Source organism: Pseudomonas sp. rhizo66 (assembly GCF_031931925.1).
Lineage (GTDB): Bacteria > Pseudomonadota > Gammaproteobacteria > Pseudomonadales > Pseudomonadaceae > Aquipseudomonas.
In genome coordinates, this window is sequence record NZ_JAUJWZ010000015.1 from 105,090 (window position 1) to 120,531 (window position 15,442).

At 60.3% G+C, this 15,442-nt stretch carries 11 protein-coding genes; 6 read left to right on the top strand and 5 right to left on the bottom strand.

Annotation, left to right across the window (positions count from 1 at the left end; all coding sequences use genetic code 11):
* The first annotated feature begins 27 nt into the window (after positions 1-27).
* Entirely contained in the window at positions 28-684 is a 657-nt protein-coding gene (locus QZR14_RS18585; protein WP_250606095.1) for a thiopurine S-methyltransferase, read from the top strand.
* Positions 685-885: 201 nt separating this feature from the next.
* On the opposite strand, the gene htpX is transcribed toward QZR14_RS18585, so the two are convergent.
* Together htpX and QZR14_RS18595 are read right to left on the bottom strand one after the other, a co-directional pair.
* The gene (gene htpX, locus QZR14_RS18590) at positions 886-1,773 is read right to left on the bottom strand and encodes a protease HtpX (RefSeq protein ID WP_007908619.1); all 888 of its coding nucleotides are present in this window, start codon (positions 1,771-1,773) and stop codon (positions 886-888) included.
* A gap of 303 nt (positions 1,774-2,076) precedes the next feature.
* Positions 2,077-3,288 (bottom strand): pyridoxal phosphate-dependent aminotransferase, encoded by a 1,212-nt coding sequence (locus QZR14_RS18595; RefSeq protein ID WP_007908620.1) that lies wholly within the window; start codon positions 3,286-3,288, stop codon positions 2,077-2,079.
* 224 nt (positions 3,289-3,512) lie between these two features.
* Between QZR14_RS18595 and msrB the strand changes: the two genes are divergently transcribed.
* The 3 genes from msrB (at position 3,513) to QZR14_RS18610 (ending at position 4,959) form a co-directional block, all read left to right on the top strand.
* Entirely contained in the window at positions 3,513-3,908 is a 396-nt protein-coding gene (gene msrB / locus QZR14_RS18600) for a peptide-methionine (R)-S-oxide reductase MsrB (RefSeq protein WP_250606096.1), read from the top strand.
* A gap of 107 nt (positions 3,909-4,015) precedes the next feature.
* Positions 4,016-4,501 (top strand): glutathione peroxidase, encoded by a 486-nt coding sequence (locus QZR14_RS18605; protein ID WP_007908624.1) that lies wholly within the window; start codon positions 4,016-4,018, stop codon positions 4,499-4,501.
* Positions 4,498-4,959 carry a MarR family winged helix-turn-helix transcriptional regulator gene (locus tag QZR14_RS18610; protein WP_250606097.1) on the top strand — a complete coding sequence of 154 codons (462 nt, stop codon included), beginning with the start codon at positions 4,498-4,500 and terminating at the stop codon, positions 4,957-4,959. The genes QZR14_RS18605 and QZR14_RS18610 overlap by 4 nt, the downstream gene beginning before the upstream one ends.
* Here the strand turns inward: QZR14_RS18610 and QZR14_RS18615 are convergent.
* The gene (locus QZR14_RS18615) at positions 4,943-7,264 is read right to left on the bottom strand and encodes a hybrid sensor histidine kinase/response regulator (protein ID WP_250606098.1); all 2,322 of its coding nucleotides are present in this window, start codon (positions 7,262-7,264) and stop codon (positions 4,943-4,945) included. The two genes, QZR14_RS18610 and QZR14_RS18615, sit on opposite strands and share 17 nt — an antisense overlap.
* A gap of 166 nt (positions 7,265-7,430) precedes the next feature.
* Here QZR14_RS18615 and QZR14_RS18620 point away from each other — a divergent pair, with 166 nt between their 5' ends.
* Entirely contained in the window at positions 7,431-8,321 is an 891-nt protein-coding gene (locus QZR14_RS18620) for an ATP-binding protein (RefSeq protein ID WP_250606099.1), read from the top strand.
* Positions 8,318-8,800, top strand: coding sequence for a GAF domain-containing protein (locus QZR14_RS18625; protein ID WP_311997357.1), 483 nt, complete (start codon positions 8,318-8,320; stop codon positions 8,798-8,800). Before QZR14_RS18620 ends, QZR14_RS18625 begins: the two co-directional genes overlap by 4 nt.
* Here the strand turns inward: QZR14_RS18625 and QZR14_RS18630 are convergent, their stop codons facing one another.
* Positions 8,801-11,746, bottom strand: a complete 2,946-nt coding sequence (locus QZR14_RS18630) for an HD domain-containing phosphohydrolase (RefSeq protein ID WP_311997358.1) — start codon at positions 11,744-11,746, stop codon at positions 8,801-8,803.
* A 47-nt stretch (positions 11,747-11,793) separates the two neighbouring features.
* The gene (locus QZR14_RS18635) at positions 11,794-15,438 is read right to left on the bottom strand and encodes a transporter substrate-binding domain-containing protein (RefSeq protein WP_311997359.1); all 3,645 of its coding nucleotides are present in this window, start codon (positions 15,436-15,438) and stop codon (positions 11,794-11,796) included.
* Between the last annotated feature and the right edge of the window lie 4 nt (positions 15,439-15,442).

Consider the following 15,442-nt stretch of genomic DNA (forward strand, 5'->3'; position numbering starts at 1 on the left):
TTTTGATCGAATTATTGGGAGTGATGCATGCAGCCGGAGTTTTGGCACAAAAAGTGGGCTTCGGGGCAGATTGGTTTCCATCTGCCTGAGGTAAACCCGAATTTACAGCGGCATTGGCCCGGGTTGGGGCTGCCGACAACCGCGCGGGTGCTCGTGCCTCTGTGCGGGAAAAGTCTTGATCTGGCGTGGCTGGCCGGGTGCGGTCATCAGGTGCTCGGTATCGAGCTATCGGAAAAGGCCATCGAGGACTTTTTCAGTGAGCATCAGATTCAGCCGCAGATCAGTGAGAGGGGCGCATTCAAGGTTTACCGTGGTGACACCATCGAATTGTGGTGCGGCGATTTCTTTGCGCTGACGGCCAGCGATGTGGCCGCTTGCGCCGCTTTTTATGACCGCGCCGCGCTGATCGCCTTGCCGGCGCCGATGCGTGAGCGCTATGCGGCGCATCTTCAGCAGATTCTGCCGCAGGGTATGCACGGGTTGTTGATTACGCTGGATTACGATCAGGCGCAGATGCCGGGGCCGCCGTTCGCGGTGGGGGATGATGAGGTGCAGCGGTTGCTGAGTGGTGCCTGGCAGGTGCAGGTGCTGGAACAGCAGGATGTGCTGGGGGAGAGCTGGAAATTCTTGCAGGCGGGTGTGACGCGGCTTGAGGAGCGGGTTTACCGGGTTTCCAGCCAATAGTTCTGTGCCAATAGTGCCGGCCTCATCGCTGGCAAGCCAGCTCCCACAGAGTTGTGTTGTGTTCTCTCTATTTCCAATACACCGCCGCTCACTGTGGGAGCTGGCTTGCCAGCGATGGGGGCATCAGGAACAACCAATTAATCAAGGCAAAAAAAGGCCCCGCATCACTGCAGGGCCTTTTTCATGATTACGCCGGTTGTATCAACCGCGACGACGCAGGGCGTCGATACGCTCTTCCAGCGGCGGGTGGCTCATGAACATGCGGGCAAAGCCTTGTTTGATGCCACCGTTGATGCCAAAGGCGTTGAGGGTGTCCGGCATGTGCACCGGCAGGCCCTGTTCGGCGCGCAGACGTTGCAGTGCGCCGATCATCGCGCTGGTGCCAGCCAGGCGGGCGCCAGCTTCGTCGGCACGGAATTCGCGCTTGCGCGAGAACCACATGACGATCGCACTGGCCAGGATGCCCAGTACCAGTTCAGCGAAGATGGTCGCCACGTAGTAGGCGATGCCCTGGCCTTCTTCGTTCTTGAAAATGACCTTGTCGACGAAGTTGCCGATGATCCGCGCAAAGAACATCACGAAGGTGTTCACCACGCCCTGAATCAGCGCCAGCGTGACCATGTCGCCGTTGGCGACGTGACCGATTTCGTGGGCCAGCACGGCTTTCACTTCATCGGGCGAAAAGCGCTCGAGCAGGCCCTGACTGACCGCGACCAGCGCGTCGTTCTTGTTCCAGCCGGTGGCGAAGGCGTTTGCTTCGTAGGCCGGGAAAATACCGACTTCGGGCATCTTGATCCCGGCTTCGCGGGACAGTTGCTCGACGGTTTGCAGCAGCCATTGCTCATGCCGGGTACGTGGCTGGCTGATGATCTGGGTGCCAGTGCTCATCTTCGCCATCCACTTGGAGATGAACAGCGAGAACAGCGAGCCGGCGAAACCAAAGACTGCACAGAAAACCAGCAGCTGACTAAGGTCGAGATCAACCCCGTTGGCCGCCATGAACCCGTTGAAGCCGAAAAGGCTCAGGGTGATGCTGGCTATCAGCACGACCGCCAGGTTAGTGGCCAAAAACAGCAGGATGCGCATCATGGTTGTAGAAATCTCCTCAAGCTAAAGATGTAGCGTACTGCGGGGTATATAAGGTGCCGCACCGGGCTATTCAACTGAGTGACTATTTCAAACTGTGTCCTACAGCGGATTCTTCGGTGCCCGGCACATTTCCCACGACAGATAACGATAGGGATGACGACCAGCCGCGACCCGTCGCCATTACGCTGGACGCAGGTAAACGGTACGAATCGCAAGTGTAGAAGGCGTGCACGGACGCGGAACGCAGAAGTGTTGCTGAATCAGACAGTGCGCAACGTTTGGCCGTTGCGCACTGCTGGCCAGTTACTGGCGGTAGGACTTGAGGAAGTTGCCAATACGGCCGATGGCCATTTCCAGATCGTCGACGCGGGGCAGGGTGACCACGCGGAAGTGATCCGGCCACGGCCAGTTGAACGCCGTGCCCTGGACGACCAGCAGCTTCTCGGAGAGCAGCAGGTCGAGGACAAATTTCTCGTCGTTGTGGATCGGGCAGACCTTCGGATCGATTTTCGGGAACGCATACAGCGCGCCCATCGGCTTGACGCAGCTCACGCCCGGAATGTCGTTGAGCAATTCCCAGGTGCGGTTGCGTTGTTCCAGCAGACGACCCTGTGGCAGCACCAGGTCGTTGATGCTCTGGTAGCCGCCCAATGCGGTCTGGATCGCATGCTGGCTCGGCACGTTGGCGCACAGGCGCATGTTGGCCAGCATGTCGATGCCTTCGATGTAGCTCTGGGCATTGTGCTTGGGCCCGGAAATGGCGATCCAGCCGGAGCGGAAACCCGCCACACGGTACGACTTCGACAGGCCGTTGAAGGTCAGGCACAGCAGGTCCGGGGCCAGTGACGCGGTGCAGATGTGCACGGCATCGTCGTACAGGATCTTGTCGTAGATTTCGTCGGAGAACACCACCAGGTTGTGCGCACGGGCGATTTCCAGCATGCCCAGCAACACTTCCTTCGAATACACCGCGCCGGTCGGGTTGTTCGGGTTGATGATCACCATCGCTTTGGTGTTCGGGGTGATCTTGGCCTTGATGTCGGCCAGATCGGGGAACCAGTCGGCCCCTTCGTCGCACAGGTAATGCACGGCGTTACCGCCGGCGAGGCTGACAGCAGCAGTCCACAGCGGATAGTCCGGGGCCGGCACGAGCACTTCGTCGCCGTTGTTGAGCAGCGCCTGTAGCGACATCACGATCAGTTCGGAAACGCCGTTGCCCAGGTAGATGTCTTCGATGCCGACACCTTCAACATTCTTCTGCTGGTAGTACTGCATCACCGCCTTGCGCGCGCTGAACAGGCCTTTGGAGTCGCTGTAGCCTTGCGCGGTCGGCAGGTTGCGGATCACATCCTGAAGAATTTCGTCCGGTGCTTCGAAACCAAACGGCGCCGGGTTGCCGATGTTCAGCTTGAGGATGCGCTGGCCTTCCTCTTCCAGTCGTTTGGCGTGCTTGAGCACCGGGCCGCGAATATCGTAGCAGACGTTGGCGAGCTTGTTCGATTTGCTGAACTGCATGGCGATGTGATCCCGAAAATGAACGATCCAGGCGGCGGGTGGACAACCGTACTGGGATTCCTGCGTCTTCACACAGGCGGACGTCTTGAGCCGTGGCTCCCATAATCCGTTTGAATGCGCCCGGTCTGGCTGCCAGACTGGTGCGTGACGAGGCGCAATCATACGTGCCGCCCGATCCGTGGAAAAGGTACAGATCGGGCTTTTTCAGCCGCTGAGGTGTGATGATGGAAAAGTTGGAAAAAACCCTGGAAGAATGGCGGGCGATGCTCGACCCCGAGCAATACAACGTTTGTCGTCTGAGTGCGACCGAGCGCCCGTTCTCCGGCAAATACAACGACACCAAGACCGCCGGTGTCTACCACTGCGTCTGCTGTAATGAGCCGCTGTTCGATTCCACGACCAAATTCGACTCCGGCTGCGGCTGGCCGAGCTTCTACGCGCCAATTGGTGAAAGCGCGATGACTGAAATCCGTGACACCAGCCACGGCATGATCCGTACGGAAGTGAAGTGCGCGCGCTGTGATGCGCATCTGGGTCACGTATTCCCCGACGGCCCGCCGCCGACCGGCCTGCGCTATTGCATCAATTCGGTGTGCCTGGACCTGGTTCCACGCGCATAAACGAATGAAGGCGACCTTCGGGTCGCCTTGTTTTTCGATAATTAAATTGCACGCAATTCAATTGCTCGCTATGTTTTCCTCTTCTTCCTGATTTCAGAGTGCCGACCATGAGCGACAACCTGCTGAATATCCCATGCACCACGATCAAAGGTGAGCAAAAGACCCTGGCCGATTTCGCCGGCAAAGCGGTGCTGGTGGTCAACACCGCCAGCAAATGCGGTTTCACCCCGCAATACAAAGGCCTCGAAGAACTGTGGCAGACCTACAAGGATCAGGGCCTGGTGGTTCTGGGCTTCCCGTGCAATCAGTTCGGCAAGCAGGAGCCGGGTAACGAAGGGGCAATCAGCGAGTTCTGCGAGCTGAACTTTGGTGTCAGCTTCCCTCTGTTCAAGAAGATCGACGTTAACGGTGCCGATGCGCATCCGCTATTCGTACAGCTGAAAAAACGCGCGCCGGGCCTGCTTGGCTCCCAGGGCATCAAGTGGAACTTCACCAAGTTCCTGATTGGCAAGGACGGAAAACTGGTCAAGCGTTTTGCCCCGACCACCAAGCCGCAGGAGCTGAGCGGCGAGATCGAAGCCCTGCTCAAATGAACAGCTTGCCGGTCGATTCGCTGAAGCTCGACAACCAGTTGTGCTTCAAGCTCTACGCCGCCTCCCGGGCGGTGATTCGTGCCTACAAGCCGATGCTCGATCAGCTCGGCCTGACGTACCCGCAATATCTGGCGATGCTGGTGTTGTGGGAATGGCAGGACTCAGCGCCGGAGCATCCGACGGTCAAGGCGTTGGGCGAGCGCCTGGCACTCGACTCTGGCACGCTGACACCGTTGCTCAAGCGCCTGGAGCAGTTGCAATGGGTGCAGCGCCAGCGTTCAACGCGTGACGAGCGCGAAGTGCACCTGAGCCTGACATCGGCAGGCCAGGCCTTGCGCGAGCAGGTCGGGCCGCTCAAGGCCCGACTGCTGTGCGACAGCGGGGTGGATCTGGATCGCCTCAATGAATTGCGTGACGGCCTTGATCACTTGTTGGGGCAGATCAAGGCGCTGTCGTAGTCGGGATCCACTGATCGAGCAGGGCCGCCAGTTCTTCGCGACGGAACGGCTTGGCCAGATAGTCGCTCATGCCGGCTGCGCGGCAGCGTTCGCGCTCCTCGGACATCGCATTGGCGGTCAGGGCGACAATCGGCAGCTGCGGCCAGCGCCCGCTCTGACGGATCTGCCGGCTGGCTTCGTAACCGTCCATCACCGGCATGTTGCAGTCCATCAGCACCAGATCGAATTCGTGATACTCCAACTGATCCAGCGCTTCGGCACCATGGGCGGCGACGATGACCTCGCAGCCCAGTTTGCCGAGCATGCCTTTGGCCACCAGTTGATTGACCGGATTGTCCTCGACCAGCAACACCCGCCCGCGCCTTACCGAGGGGGATGTTTCGAGCTGTGCATCGTTAATGGCGACCACATCCGGTTGCAGGGTGCGCCGCAGGTTCTGGTAGAGCGCATTACGCGCCAACGGTCGTGCCTGTTGCTGCAAGGGCGCCAGCGCGGCCGCTTCTTCGCTGGGCAGGAAACTGCCGTAGGCGGTTACCAGCAAAATCGGCGCACCGAGCGTCGGGCGCAAGCCGAACAGACACTCCGGACAATCGGTGATCACCACGTCCGGCGTCAGGCCCAGCAGCGAGTCGTCGATGGTGCGCTGCTCATACGTCAGTCCCCAGACCGGCAGCAGGCTCTGCAACAGTTCCGCCAGTCCACTGCTGGCAGCGGTGATGGCGAGGATTTTGCCGGGCAGCGGTGCCGGCACCAGTGCGCGGGTATGACACGGCAGTGGCAGCTCGGCACAGAACTGACTGCCGAACCCGGTCTCGGAACTGATGGTCAGGCGCCCCTGCATGGCTTCGCAAAGGTTGTAGGTCAGCGCCAGCCCCAGTCCGGTGCCGCCGTACTGACGAGTAATGCCGGCGCCCGCCTGAGTGAACGGCTGGAAGATCTTCAACTGCGCATCCTGGGCGATGCCGATGCCGGTGTCGCAGACCTCAATGCGCACGCCTTCCTTGTAGGTCGACAAGCGCACATCCACCCGACCGAACCGGGTGAACTTCAGGGCGTTGGACAACAGGTTGCTGACGATCTGCCGCACGCGGGTGGGATCGCCCAGCACCAAAGCCGGGAAGTGCGGATCGATCAGGCAGGTCAGCTCGACGCTCGGCGCGGCGTTCTGCGACAGCAGGTTGGCGGTGTCTTCGATCAACGAGCCCAGGTCGAACGGAATGTGCTCAAGCTCCAGTTGCCCCGCATCGAATTTCGACAGGTCGAGAATATCGTTGAGCAATTCGACCAGCACTTTGCCCGAGTCGTGGGCGATCGACAGTTGTTGCTGCTGTTCGGCATTCAACGGGCCGTCGAGTGACAGCGCGATCATCCCTAACAAGCCGTTGAGCGGCGTGCGGATCTCGTGGCTCATGTTGGCGAGGAACGCCGAGCGGGCCTCGGCCATTTCCAGGGCGGTGCTGCGCGCGACTTCGAGTTCCTGGTTGGACTGACTGAGCCGGGCGTTGATTGCCTTGAGTTCGGCAGTGCGCGCCGAGACGATGTTTTCCAGTTGCCCGAGGTAGTCGGTCAGGCGGTTTTCGGCGTTGCGTCGCTGCTGGATCTCGGTGGCAATGTTCTCGAATTGTTGATTGGCGACTTTGACCAGCACGCCGATTTCATCATTGCCATGGCCGGACGGGCATTCCAGCGTGGTTGGCTCGGCGCTGCGCGGGTCGCGCCCGCTGAGTTCGCGGATCACCCGCACCAGCGGTTTGGTCAGCATCACGTAGAACAGCGCCAACAGGATGCCGGTGAGAATCAGGCTGCGCGCGAACCCGTTGAGCAGGGTCACCTCGGCGCGGCGCAGGAAGCGGCTGCCGAAGGCATAGGTGTCGACCTCGAGGCTCAACACGCCCAGCGATTCATTGGGCAGATGATCCAGATACAGACGGTCTTCGAACTGGCGCTTGGCGCCGAACAGGAAGTCGCTGATCACTCGATAGCCGCTTTGCAGTTCCGGACGTTTGACGCTGGCCAGCACCGTATTGTTGTTGTCGATCAGTTGCGCAGAAATGATCGCCGGTGAGCGCAACAGGCCCAGAGTCAGTTCCTGCGCCAGTTCGGCGTCGATGTTGTAGGCGATCCGTGAGGCCGGGTTATGGCTGATTTCCAGCAATGACAGGATTTCACGGTTGATGGAGGCGTCTTCACTGGCATAATCGATGCCGATTTGCAGCAGGCTGAGCAGCGTGCCCAGAATGAACCCGACCAGCACGGTAAGCCTGGCTTGCTTGTAAGACAGCCGGTGGGTGAATTTGATATCCATGGGGTGTTGAACCACTTCCGTTTCCCTTCGCTGCTCAAGCATAGTCGATCATGTATGGATACCGAGGTTCCCGAATCGCCTTGTAACAAGGCTTGGTAGGGTGATTTTTATCTGTGTGTCGTCGCAGTATCGCCATCATCACTGTGAACGTGCCCGAGGAGAAGACGTGGATTCCCGATTGAATGCTTTTCTTGAACGCGCCGAGTCGGTTCTGGCGCGGATCGAACCGTTGTTGCCGGCACCACGGCCGGCGATCGACTGGGGCACTTGTCTGGCGGCGCGTTGGCAGCGCGACGGGCGCAGCGGCTATCTGCTGCCGCTGGAAGTCAGCCTCGACATGCGCCTGTCTGACCTGATCGGTGTTGACCGTCAGCTCGAACAACTGGGGCGCAACACCCAACAGTTTCTTGATGGCATGCCGGCCAACCACGCGTTGCTCTGGGGTTCGCGCGGTACCGGCAAGTCTTCGCTGGTGCGGGCCTTGCTGGCGGAACACGCCGCCGCCGGCCTGCGCCTGATCGAGATCGAGCGCGATCATCTGGCGGATCTGCCACGGGTGGTCGAGCAGATCGGCAAACTGCCACAACGCTTCGTGCTGTTTTGCGATGACTTGTCGTTCGAATCCGGTGAAGGCGATTATCGCGTCCTCAAAAGCGTACTCGACGGCTCGCTCGAGCAGGCCCCGGACAACGTCTTGCTGTACGCCACCTCCAACCGCCGCCACCTGGTGCCGGAAAAGGAGAGCGATAACGAAAACTGGAAACGCGTCGACGGCGAACTGCACCCCAGCGAAGCCGTTGAAGACAAGATCGCGCTGTCGGACCGTTTCGGTCTGTGGCTGTCGTTCTATCCGTTTACCCAAGAACACTTCCTCAACGTCGTCGAGCACTGGATCGGCCAATTGGCGGCCAAGGCCGGTCTGAGCTGGCAGCGTGACGAAGAACTGGACATCCTCGCCGTGCGTTGGGCCACCGGCCGCGGTAATCGCAATGGACGTTGCGCGTACCAATTCGCCCGTTATTGGGTGGGACTGAAATTGTTGGAGCACAAGGCATGATTGATTTGCAACAAAGCGGCCAGGGCCTCGAAGGCTATGGCATGTTGGCCGCGCAACTGGAATCGCTGCTGGCGGACGAGCGTGACTTCATCGCCAACGCCGCCCAGTTTTCGGCGTTCCTGTTCAACCAGCTCGATGATCTGAACTGGGCGGGTTTCTACCTCAATCGCAACGAGGAGCTGGTGCTCGGCCCGTTCCAGGGCCAGATCGCCTGCGTGCGCATTCCGTTTGGCCGTGGTGTGTGTGGCGCGGCGGCGGCCACTCTGCAAACCCAGCGGGTTGAAGACGTGCATGCTTTCCCGGGGCATATCGCCTGTGACAGCGCCTCGAACAGCGAGCTGGTCGTGCCGTTGGTCAAGGACGGTCGCCTGATCGGTGTACTCGACCTCGACAGCCCGAAACTTTCGCGTTTCGGCGTGCAGGATCAGGCCGGTATCGAGCAACTGGCGGCGATTTTCCTGCGTCTGACCGACTGCTGATCACGCAGTGAGGCCAGCCTTTTGCAACAGGCTGGCCGGATCCACGCTGTCGATCTGCACAGGATCGAGAAAGCGCTCGGCGTACTGCAGGTAAACGCCTTCGTTGATGAACAATCCAAACAGCGGCGCATCGATGTGCGACTCGCGGCACATGGTGGCCATGATCGCCAGGGCCTCGCTCAGGGTTTTGGCTTTCTTGTATGGGCGGTCGGCCGCGGTCAGCGCCTCAAAGATATCGGCAATCGCCATCATCCGCGCCGGCAGGCTCATGTCCTCACGCGTCAGGCGTTTCGGGTAACCGGTGCCGTCCATTTTTTCATGATGACCGCCGGCGATTTCGGCAATGCTGTCGAGGTGGCCGGGGAAGGGCAGGTGGCTGAGCATCATGATCGTCTGCACCATGTGGTGGTTGATCACGTAACGCTCCTCGCGGGTCAGGGTGCCGCGGCTGATGCTCAGGTTGTAGAGCTCGCCGCGATTGTATTTGTAGCGCGGCACATCCAGTTTGAAGCCCCATGGATTGTCTTCGGGGATCAACTCGTTCGGGTCGCGTTCGAGCAGGTGTTCGGGCTTGTCCGCCAATAGCTTTTCACTGACCGGCAAACTCGGCGCCGGCGTGCGCGCCTGACGCCGGTTCTCTTCCCAGGATACGCCCAGGCGGTCATCAAGGGTGCGCAGCCAGGTCCGTTGCGCCAGATGATCAAGCCGTCGCAAATCCGCTTCAGCCATCGCTTCACTGCCCAGATTGCAGCGCGCGACGAACGCAAAATCGTCGTCCAGCGCCGTCAGCGTGGCGTCGCGCAGTTCGGCCAATGCTGTCTCATCGCCGCCCAGGACGCGTGCCTGCCAATAGGTGATCCAGGCATCACGCTTGAGCACTTCGAAACGCGTGCGGATCTCGTGGATGCGGTCGTTGATGGTTTCCAGTTTGGTCGCCTTATCGACCACGTATTCCGGCGTCGTCACCTTGCCGCAGTCGTGCAGCCACGCCGCGATATGCAGGGCTTCCCATTCATCCTCGCTCGGTTGGTAGGCACTGAACGCCGGTGCCTGACTGGCCGCTGCCGCCTGGGCGAGCATCAGCGTCAGCTCTGGCACGCGCTGACAATGGCCGCCGGTGTACGGGCTCTTGGCGTCAATCGCGCCGGCGAGCAATTGAATGAAGGCATCGAGCAATTGCTTCTGGCGGGCTTGCAGGCGCTGGCTCTCGATGCTCACCGCCGCCGCACCGGAGACGGCTTGCAGGAACGCGATGCGATCAGGGCGCAGTTTCTCCAGATCGGCCGCTGTGCCGCTGTCGTTCACCAGCAGAATCAGCAGGCCGATGGTTTCGTCGTGGCGGTTGTGCAGGCGGATGCCGATCAGGTGGACACGCGGTGATTGCATCGCCAGCAGGACTTTCTGCAGATCGCCGGCCTGCTCGAAGCCGAAGTTGCTCACCACGTTGTTGGCGCTGACCAATTGTCTGAACCATGCCGGAGCTTTGCTCTGTTGCAGGTCGTGGCCCTGAATGTCGAACGCCTTCAGGGTCTGTGGCGCGCCATCGATCACCAGCCCGTAAGGCTCCATGCGGCTGCTGTCGCTTTCACGCAGATAGATCAGCCCCGCCTGTGCCTGAGCAATCTGCACCGTTTCGAACAGCACCCGCTGCAGCAGGGAGGCGAAACGGGTTTCGGCGCCGAGGGTGTCAGTGATCCGGAAGAAACTCGCCAGGGTGTCTTTCATCCGTGCCATCGACACGCTCAACTGGTCGACCTCAAGCACCGGCGAACGGCGTGCCAGCGGAAAATTGAAATCGAAGCTGCGAATTGCGTCGGCTTCCTTGACCAGCGCATGCAGCGGCTTGACCAGCACCCGCGAGATTACCCAGCCCAGCGGCAGGCACAGCAACAGGGTCGCGAGGGTGATCAACGCGCCTTGCCAGCGCAGGCGGTAGGCATCGACCAATAACTCGTCTTCCGGCACCAGCAGCGCCAATTGCAAGCCATTCGGCCCTCCTTCCTGAATGCTGCTGCGGGCGACAATCCACTGCCGCCCCTCGGCTTTCAGGCGATTGCCGGTGTTCGGGCCTGACAGCAGCGCGTGCAAGCCCGGACTCAGATCCGCCGCTTTGGCCAGGTGCGTGGTGCTGCCGTCGACGATCAGGCGCTGGCTGTCGGGGTAGGCCACGGCATTGCCTTCGGCATCGAACAGGGCGATGTCGGTGGACGGTGTGACGACATGTTTGCTCAGCGCGGCGGACAGGGCGACCAGCGTCAGGTCCGCGCCGATCACGGCGTTCTCGCCACTGCGGCGGGCCAGCGTCGTGCCGACATTGTGCGTGGAGAAAAACACGTAGGGCTCGGTGGTGATCTGTTCGTCTTGTTGACGGGCATCGTTGAACCACGCACGGCTACGCGGATCGTAACTGTCGTCGGGGTTGTCCTGACGGCTGACCAGCGTCAGAGCCTGATCGAAGAACAGCGATTGCGAGTGCAGCGTGCCCTGCGGGTCATGCTCGATACTCCAGACCTGGTACGCCGCCGCTTCAGGGGCCTTGAGCAGTGTCTTGAGCGCCGCGCTGCGCAGCGGGCGCACCATGAAAAAGTCGCCATTGGCATAACCCAGGTACAGCGACGCCAGGTTGGGATTGTCGCTGAGCGACTGGCTGAACGGCCGGAGCAAGGGCAGGCGTTGCTCAAGGCGTGTGCCCTGAGTGGCGGGGTTGTCCGCCAGCAAACGCAGCAGGTGGCGGATTGGCTGATAGGTCGCGGACATGTCCAGCCGCACGTCCTGTTCGATCCGTTCGAACAGCTTTTCGCTGCTCGAGAGGATGATCTGCGTGGTCTGATGGTAATTGAACAGCCCGAGCACGACCCCGGTGAGCAGCAACAGGAAGGTGAACATGACGCTGATGTGCACATGCAGCGGAAACCGGCGTTGCTCCGGGCGCAGTGGGCTGGGCATTTCGGGCTCTCCATGATGGTTAACTCACTGCTCAGCGCCAAGCATAGTTAAGGCAAGCTCATTGTGCTTCGATCCGACACCGCCAATTGTTGCTGTAATGCCTGCTCCAGTTCGAGCATCGCCCGGCTGCTCGCCTCGCAACGACGAGCGACTTCGTCGGTCGCCATGGCCTCGGTGCAGGCCTGTTCGAGGGCATCGCAACATTCGATCACGCGCGATGCCTGAGCGATACGCGCCGCGCCTTTGATCTTGTGAGCGACCACCGCCAGCGCCGCGCGATCCTGTTCAGGCGACAGCGCGAGCAGTTCCTCTCGGTCGAGACGGCTGCTTTTGAGCAGTTCAGCCAGCAGGCGGCGATTCTGTGCAGGATTGCCACCGGTCAGCATATTCATGTTTTGCAGGTTGAATACCGGCGCTGCTGACGTCGGCGTGATGCCATCGACCCACTGGCTGAGCAGGCTCAGACTCAGGGGTTTGAACAGGCAGTCGTTCATGCCGGCCTGTTTGCAGCGCTGGATTTCCTCGGGCTGCGCATTGGCCGTGAAACCCAGCACGATGCACGGCGGGCAGCGCGCCTGCAGTTCCTGCTGACGAATGGCGCGGGTCAGTTCATAGCCATTCATCAACGGCATGTTGCAGTCGGCAATCACCAGATCGAAGTGGCCGGCCTTCCATAGTTCCAGGCCGCTGCAGCCGTTCTCGGCAATGCTGAAGTGATGGCCGAGAAACTCCAATTGCTGACACATCAACAAACGGTTGGCTGGATGGTCATCCACCACCAGCACGCGCAGAGGCGTCTGTGAGGTCTTGATCGCGGGTTCACTTTTGACCGTGCTGACCTGTATCGGCAGGGTTTCCAGTGCCAGCGAGACGCAGACCTGGGTGCCGATGCCGGGCTGGCTGCTCAATTGCAGTTGCCCGCCCATCATTTCGCACAGGTTACGGCTGATCACCAATCCCAGACCGGCCCCGCCTCTGCCTTGCTGGCTGCTGTTTTCCGCTTGGGCAAAGGGTTCGAACAAGCGTTGCTGATCCTCGGCACTGATACCGACGCCGCTGTCCTGTACGGTCAGTTGCATCAGGGCGCGTGCAGGTACATCGGTGTTCATGAGGTCGAGGGTGATCCGCACATGTCCCTGCTCGGTGAATTTGATCGCATTGCTGATCAGATTCGACAGCACCTGCTTGAACCGCAGTGGGTCCAGATGCACATCGACCGCCAGATCCGGTGGGTTGAAGATGACTTGCAGGGAGAGGTTTTTCTGCCGGGCGAGGCCGTCGAAGATCCTGGCGACTGACGCCACGGTATCGGCAAGATTGACCCGTTCCGGGCAAAGGCTCAGGCGCCCGGATTCGATCCGTGCGATGTCGAGAATATCGCCGATCAAACCCAGCAGATCCTTGGCTGAATGGTAGGCGGTGTCGATGGATGAGCGATCCGGATGCTGCAGATCCATGCGCTTGAGCGTCAACTCGAGCATGCCGATCACCGCGTTCATCGGCGTGCGGATCTCGTGGCTCATGGTCGCCAGAAAGGTACTTTTCGCCCGGTTTGCCTCATCTGCGCGTTCTTTGGCCGTACGTAATTCGTCGAACAGCTGACGGCGCTCGCTGATGTCGATCCAGCCGCCGATGATGCCTTTCACCTCGCCGCAGGAGTCGCGGTACGGCAGTATCCAGTGATAGATCGTCAGGCGCCGGTTGCCGATGTGCAGAGGCCGGTCGACGACCATCGGCGTGCCTTCGGCGACGACGCGCTGGTAATCGGCCTGAAAGGCCTGGGCTTCGAAGGCGTTGCTCAGGGAACCCTCGATGACGCTTTTGCCGATGACGTCCTCGCGCCGGGCGTTGAATACTTCGAGATAGCTCTCGTTGCAACTTTGCAACAGGCCCTGGCGGTCGCGCACGTAGATCGGATGGGGTGTGCCGTCGACCAGCGAACGCATGAATTCGAACTGGTCGTTCAGCGCACGCTCGGCGGCCTGGCGTTGTTTGATCTGATGGCGCATATAGGCGTTCCACGCCAACAGCAACAGCAGTAACAGGCAGGCGCCGATGATCACTTGATAGAACAGGCGTTGGTAGTTGTGCCAGATGTTCTGCGAGACAGTGGAGTAACCGCGCCAGCGCCCATTGATCACCCCCAGTTCGTCGGGTGCGATGCTCAACAACGCCTTGTTGATGATCGACGTCAGTTCTGTGTTGTCCCGCGCGGTCGCCAGGGAAAACGCCGCCTGGCCCGTGCCGATGGTGGTGGTGATCTGCAGCGCCTGATTGAAGATTCGCGAGGAAATGAAGTAGTTGGCAATCACCAGCGAGTTAACAGCACCGTCGACATGGCCCTCAGCGAGCTGCGACACCGCGCTGAATGTATCGGCCGTTTCGATCAAGTGAATGCGCGGGTAATCCCGACGCAGATACTCCACCATCGGATTGCCCTGGGCAATCGCCAGCCGCTTGTCTTTGAGCTGGCCCAGGTTGGTCGGGCCATCGGCGCTTTTGCGAGTCAACAGAACGTAGGAATTTTCTAGGTAAGGACGACTGAAGCTGAGGGTTTTTTCGCGCTCATCCGTCGGCAGTAATGCAGCGATCAGATCGGCTTGATGGCGGTCGATCTGCTGGATCATTTCCGCGTCGTTGCGGCTGCGGCGAATCTCGAAACGCAAGCCGGTGCGCAGGCGGATCAGCTCGAGCAGGTCGGCACTGATACCGCGAAAATTGCCGTAGTTGTCAAAGAATGTCAGCGGCGCGAACGCTTCATTCACCACCACGCTGACGACCGGATGCTGTTTGAGCCACGCTTCTTCGCGCTGGCTCAGTTGCAGTTTCCGGTCGGTGAGCAGCAGATCGCTGCCAGCGCTCCAGCGCTTGGCAATGTTGTCACGCTCAATGGCCGGCACAGCCTTGAGCACGCTGTCGACGATGGTCAACAGTTGCGGGTTGTTGCGGCTCACGGCGAAGCTGAACCCCTGGGCTTCCTGCTTGCCGAAATTGGCCATGCGCACGTTGTTCAGGTAACCCTTGTTGATCATGTAGTGAGTTGAAAGGGTGTCGCCGAGGAACACATCGGCCTGATCGAACGCCACGGCGTTGATTGCATTCTGATAGGAGGGGTAGCAGGTGATGAGCGCCTTGGGGTACAGCGCCTTGACTTCGGGCAATGGCAAGTAGTGATAGACCATGCTCAACCGCAGCCCGGCGAGGCCGTCGGTGAGCGAGCGGGTTTCATCTTCGCGGGTGACCAGCACCGGCAGGTCAATGGCATAGGGTGTCGACAGCGCCAGGTTCTCGTTGCCCGCTTCAAACCCGTTTGCGGTGCCGAGCAGGTCGATCTGACCGTCGATCAGTGCGCGAATCGCCGCGTCCCGAGAGGGAAAGCGCTGCACCCGGATCGGCACACCGGTGGCCTGGCCGATGAGTCCGGCGTAGTCGGCCGTCAGGCCTTCGTAATCCTTGCCACTGGTGGTCATGTCAAAAGGCGGGTAGTCGGGCGCGGAGGTACCCAGAACCAGTTCGTTACGTGTCAGCAGCCACTGCCGTTGGGAGTGTTCGAGCGTGACCGGCACCGGTTCGTCCGCCGACCGGCTGAGCAAGGCATAGTCTGGTGAGGTGCCGGGCATGGCAAACACGTTGGCGCTCAGGTAAAGACCTGCGCTCAACGCAATTAAATAGTCCTTTAAACGGCTGGGCATGCGG

Bases quoted from the DNA above. Each gene is read 5' to 3' on its own strand.
- QZR14_RS18625 (WP_311997357.1), top strand. From the start codon at position 8,318: ATGATTGATTTGCAACAAAGCGGCCAGGGCCTCGAAGGCTATGGCATG.
- QZR14_RS18630 (WP_311997358.1), bottom strand. From the start codon at position 11,746: ATGCCCAGCCCACTGCGCCCGGAGCAACGCCGGTTTCCGCTGCATGTG.
- QZR14_RS18595 (WP_007908620.1), bottom strand. From the start codon at position 3,288: ATGCAGTTCAGCAAATCGAACAAGCTCGCCAACGTCTGCTACGATATT.
- QZR14_RS18610 (WP_250606097.1), top strand. From the start codon at position 4,498: ATGAACAGCTTGCCGGTCGATTCGCTGAAGCTCGACAACCAGTTGTGC.
- QZR14_RS18585 (WP_250606095.1), top strand. From the start codon at position 28: ATGCAGCCGGAGTTTTGGCACAAAAAGTGGGCTTCGGGGCAGATTGGT.
- msrB (WP_250606096.1), top strand. From the start codon at position 3,513: ATGGAAAAGTTGGAAAAAACCCTGGAAGAATGGCGGGCGATGCTCGAC.
- QZR14_RS18605 (WP_007908624.1), top strand. From the start codon at position 4,016: ATGAGCGACAACCTGCTGAATATCCCATGCACCACGATCAAAGGTGAG.
- htpX (WP_007908619.1), bottom strand. From the start codon at position 1,773: ATGATGCGCATCCTGCTGTTTTTGGCCACTAACCTGGCGGTCGTGCTG.
- QZR14_RS18635 (WP_311997359.1), bottom strand. From the start codon at position 15,438: ATGCCCAGCCGTTTAAAGGACTATTTAATTGCGTTGAGCGCAGGTCTT.
- QZR14_RS18615 (WP_250606098.1), bottom strand. From the start codon at position 7,264: ATGGATATCAAATTCACCCACCGGCTGTCTTACAAGCAAGCCAGGCTT.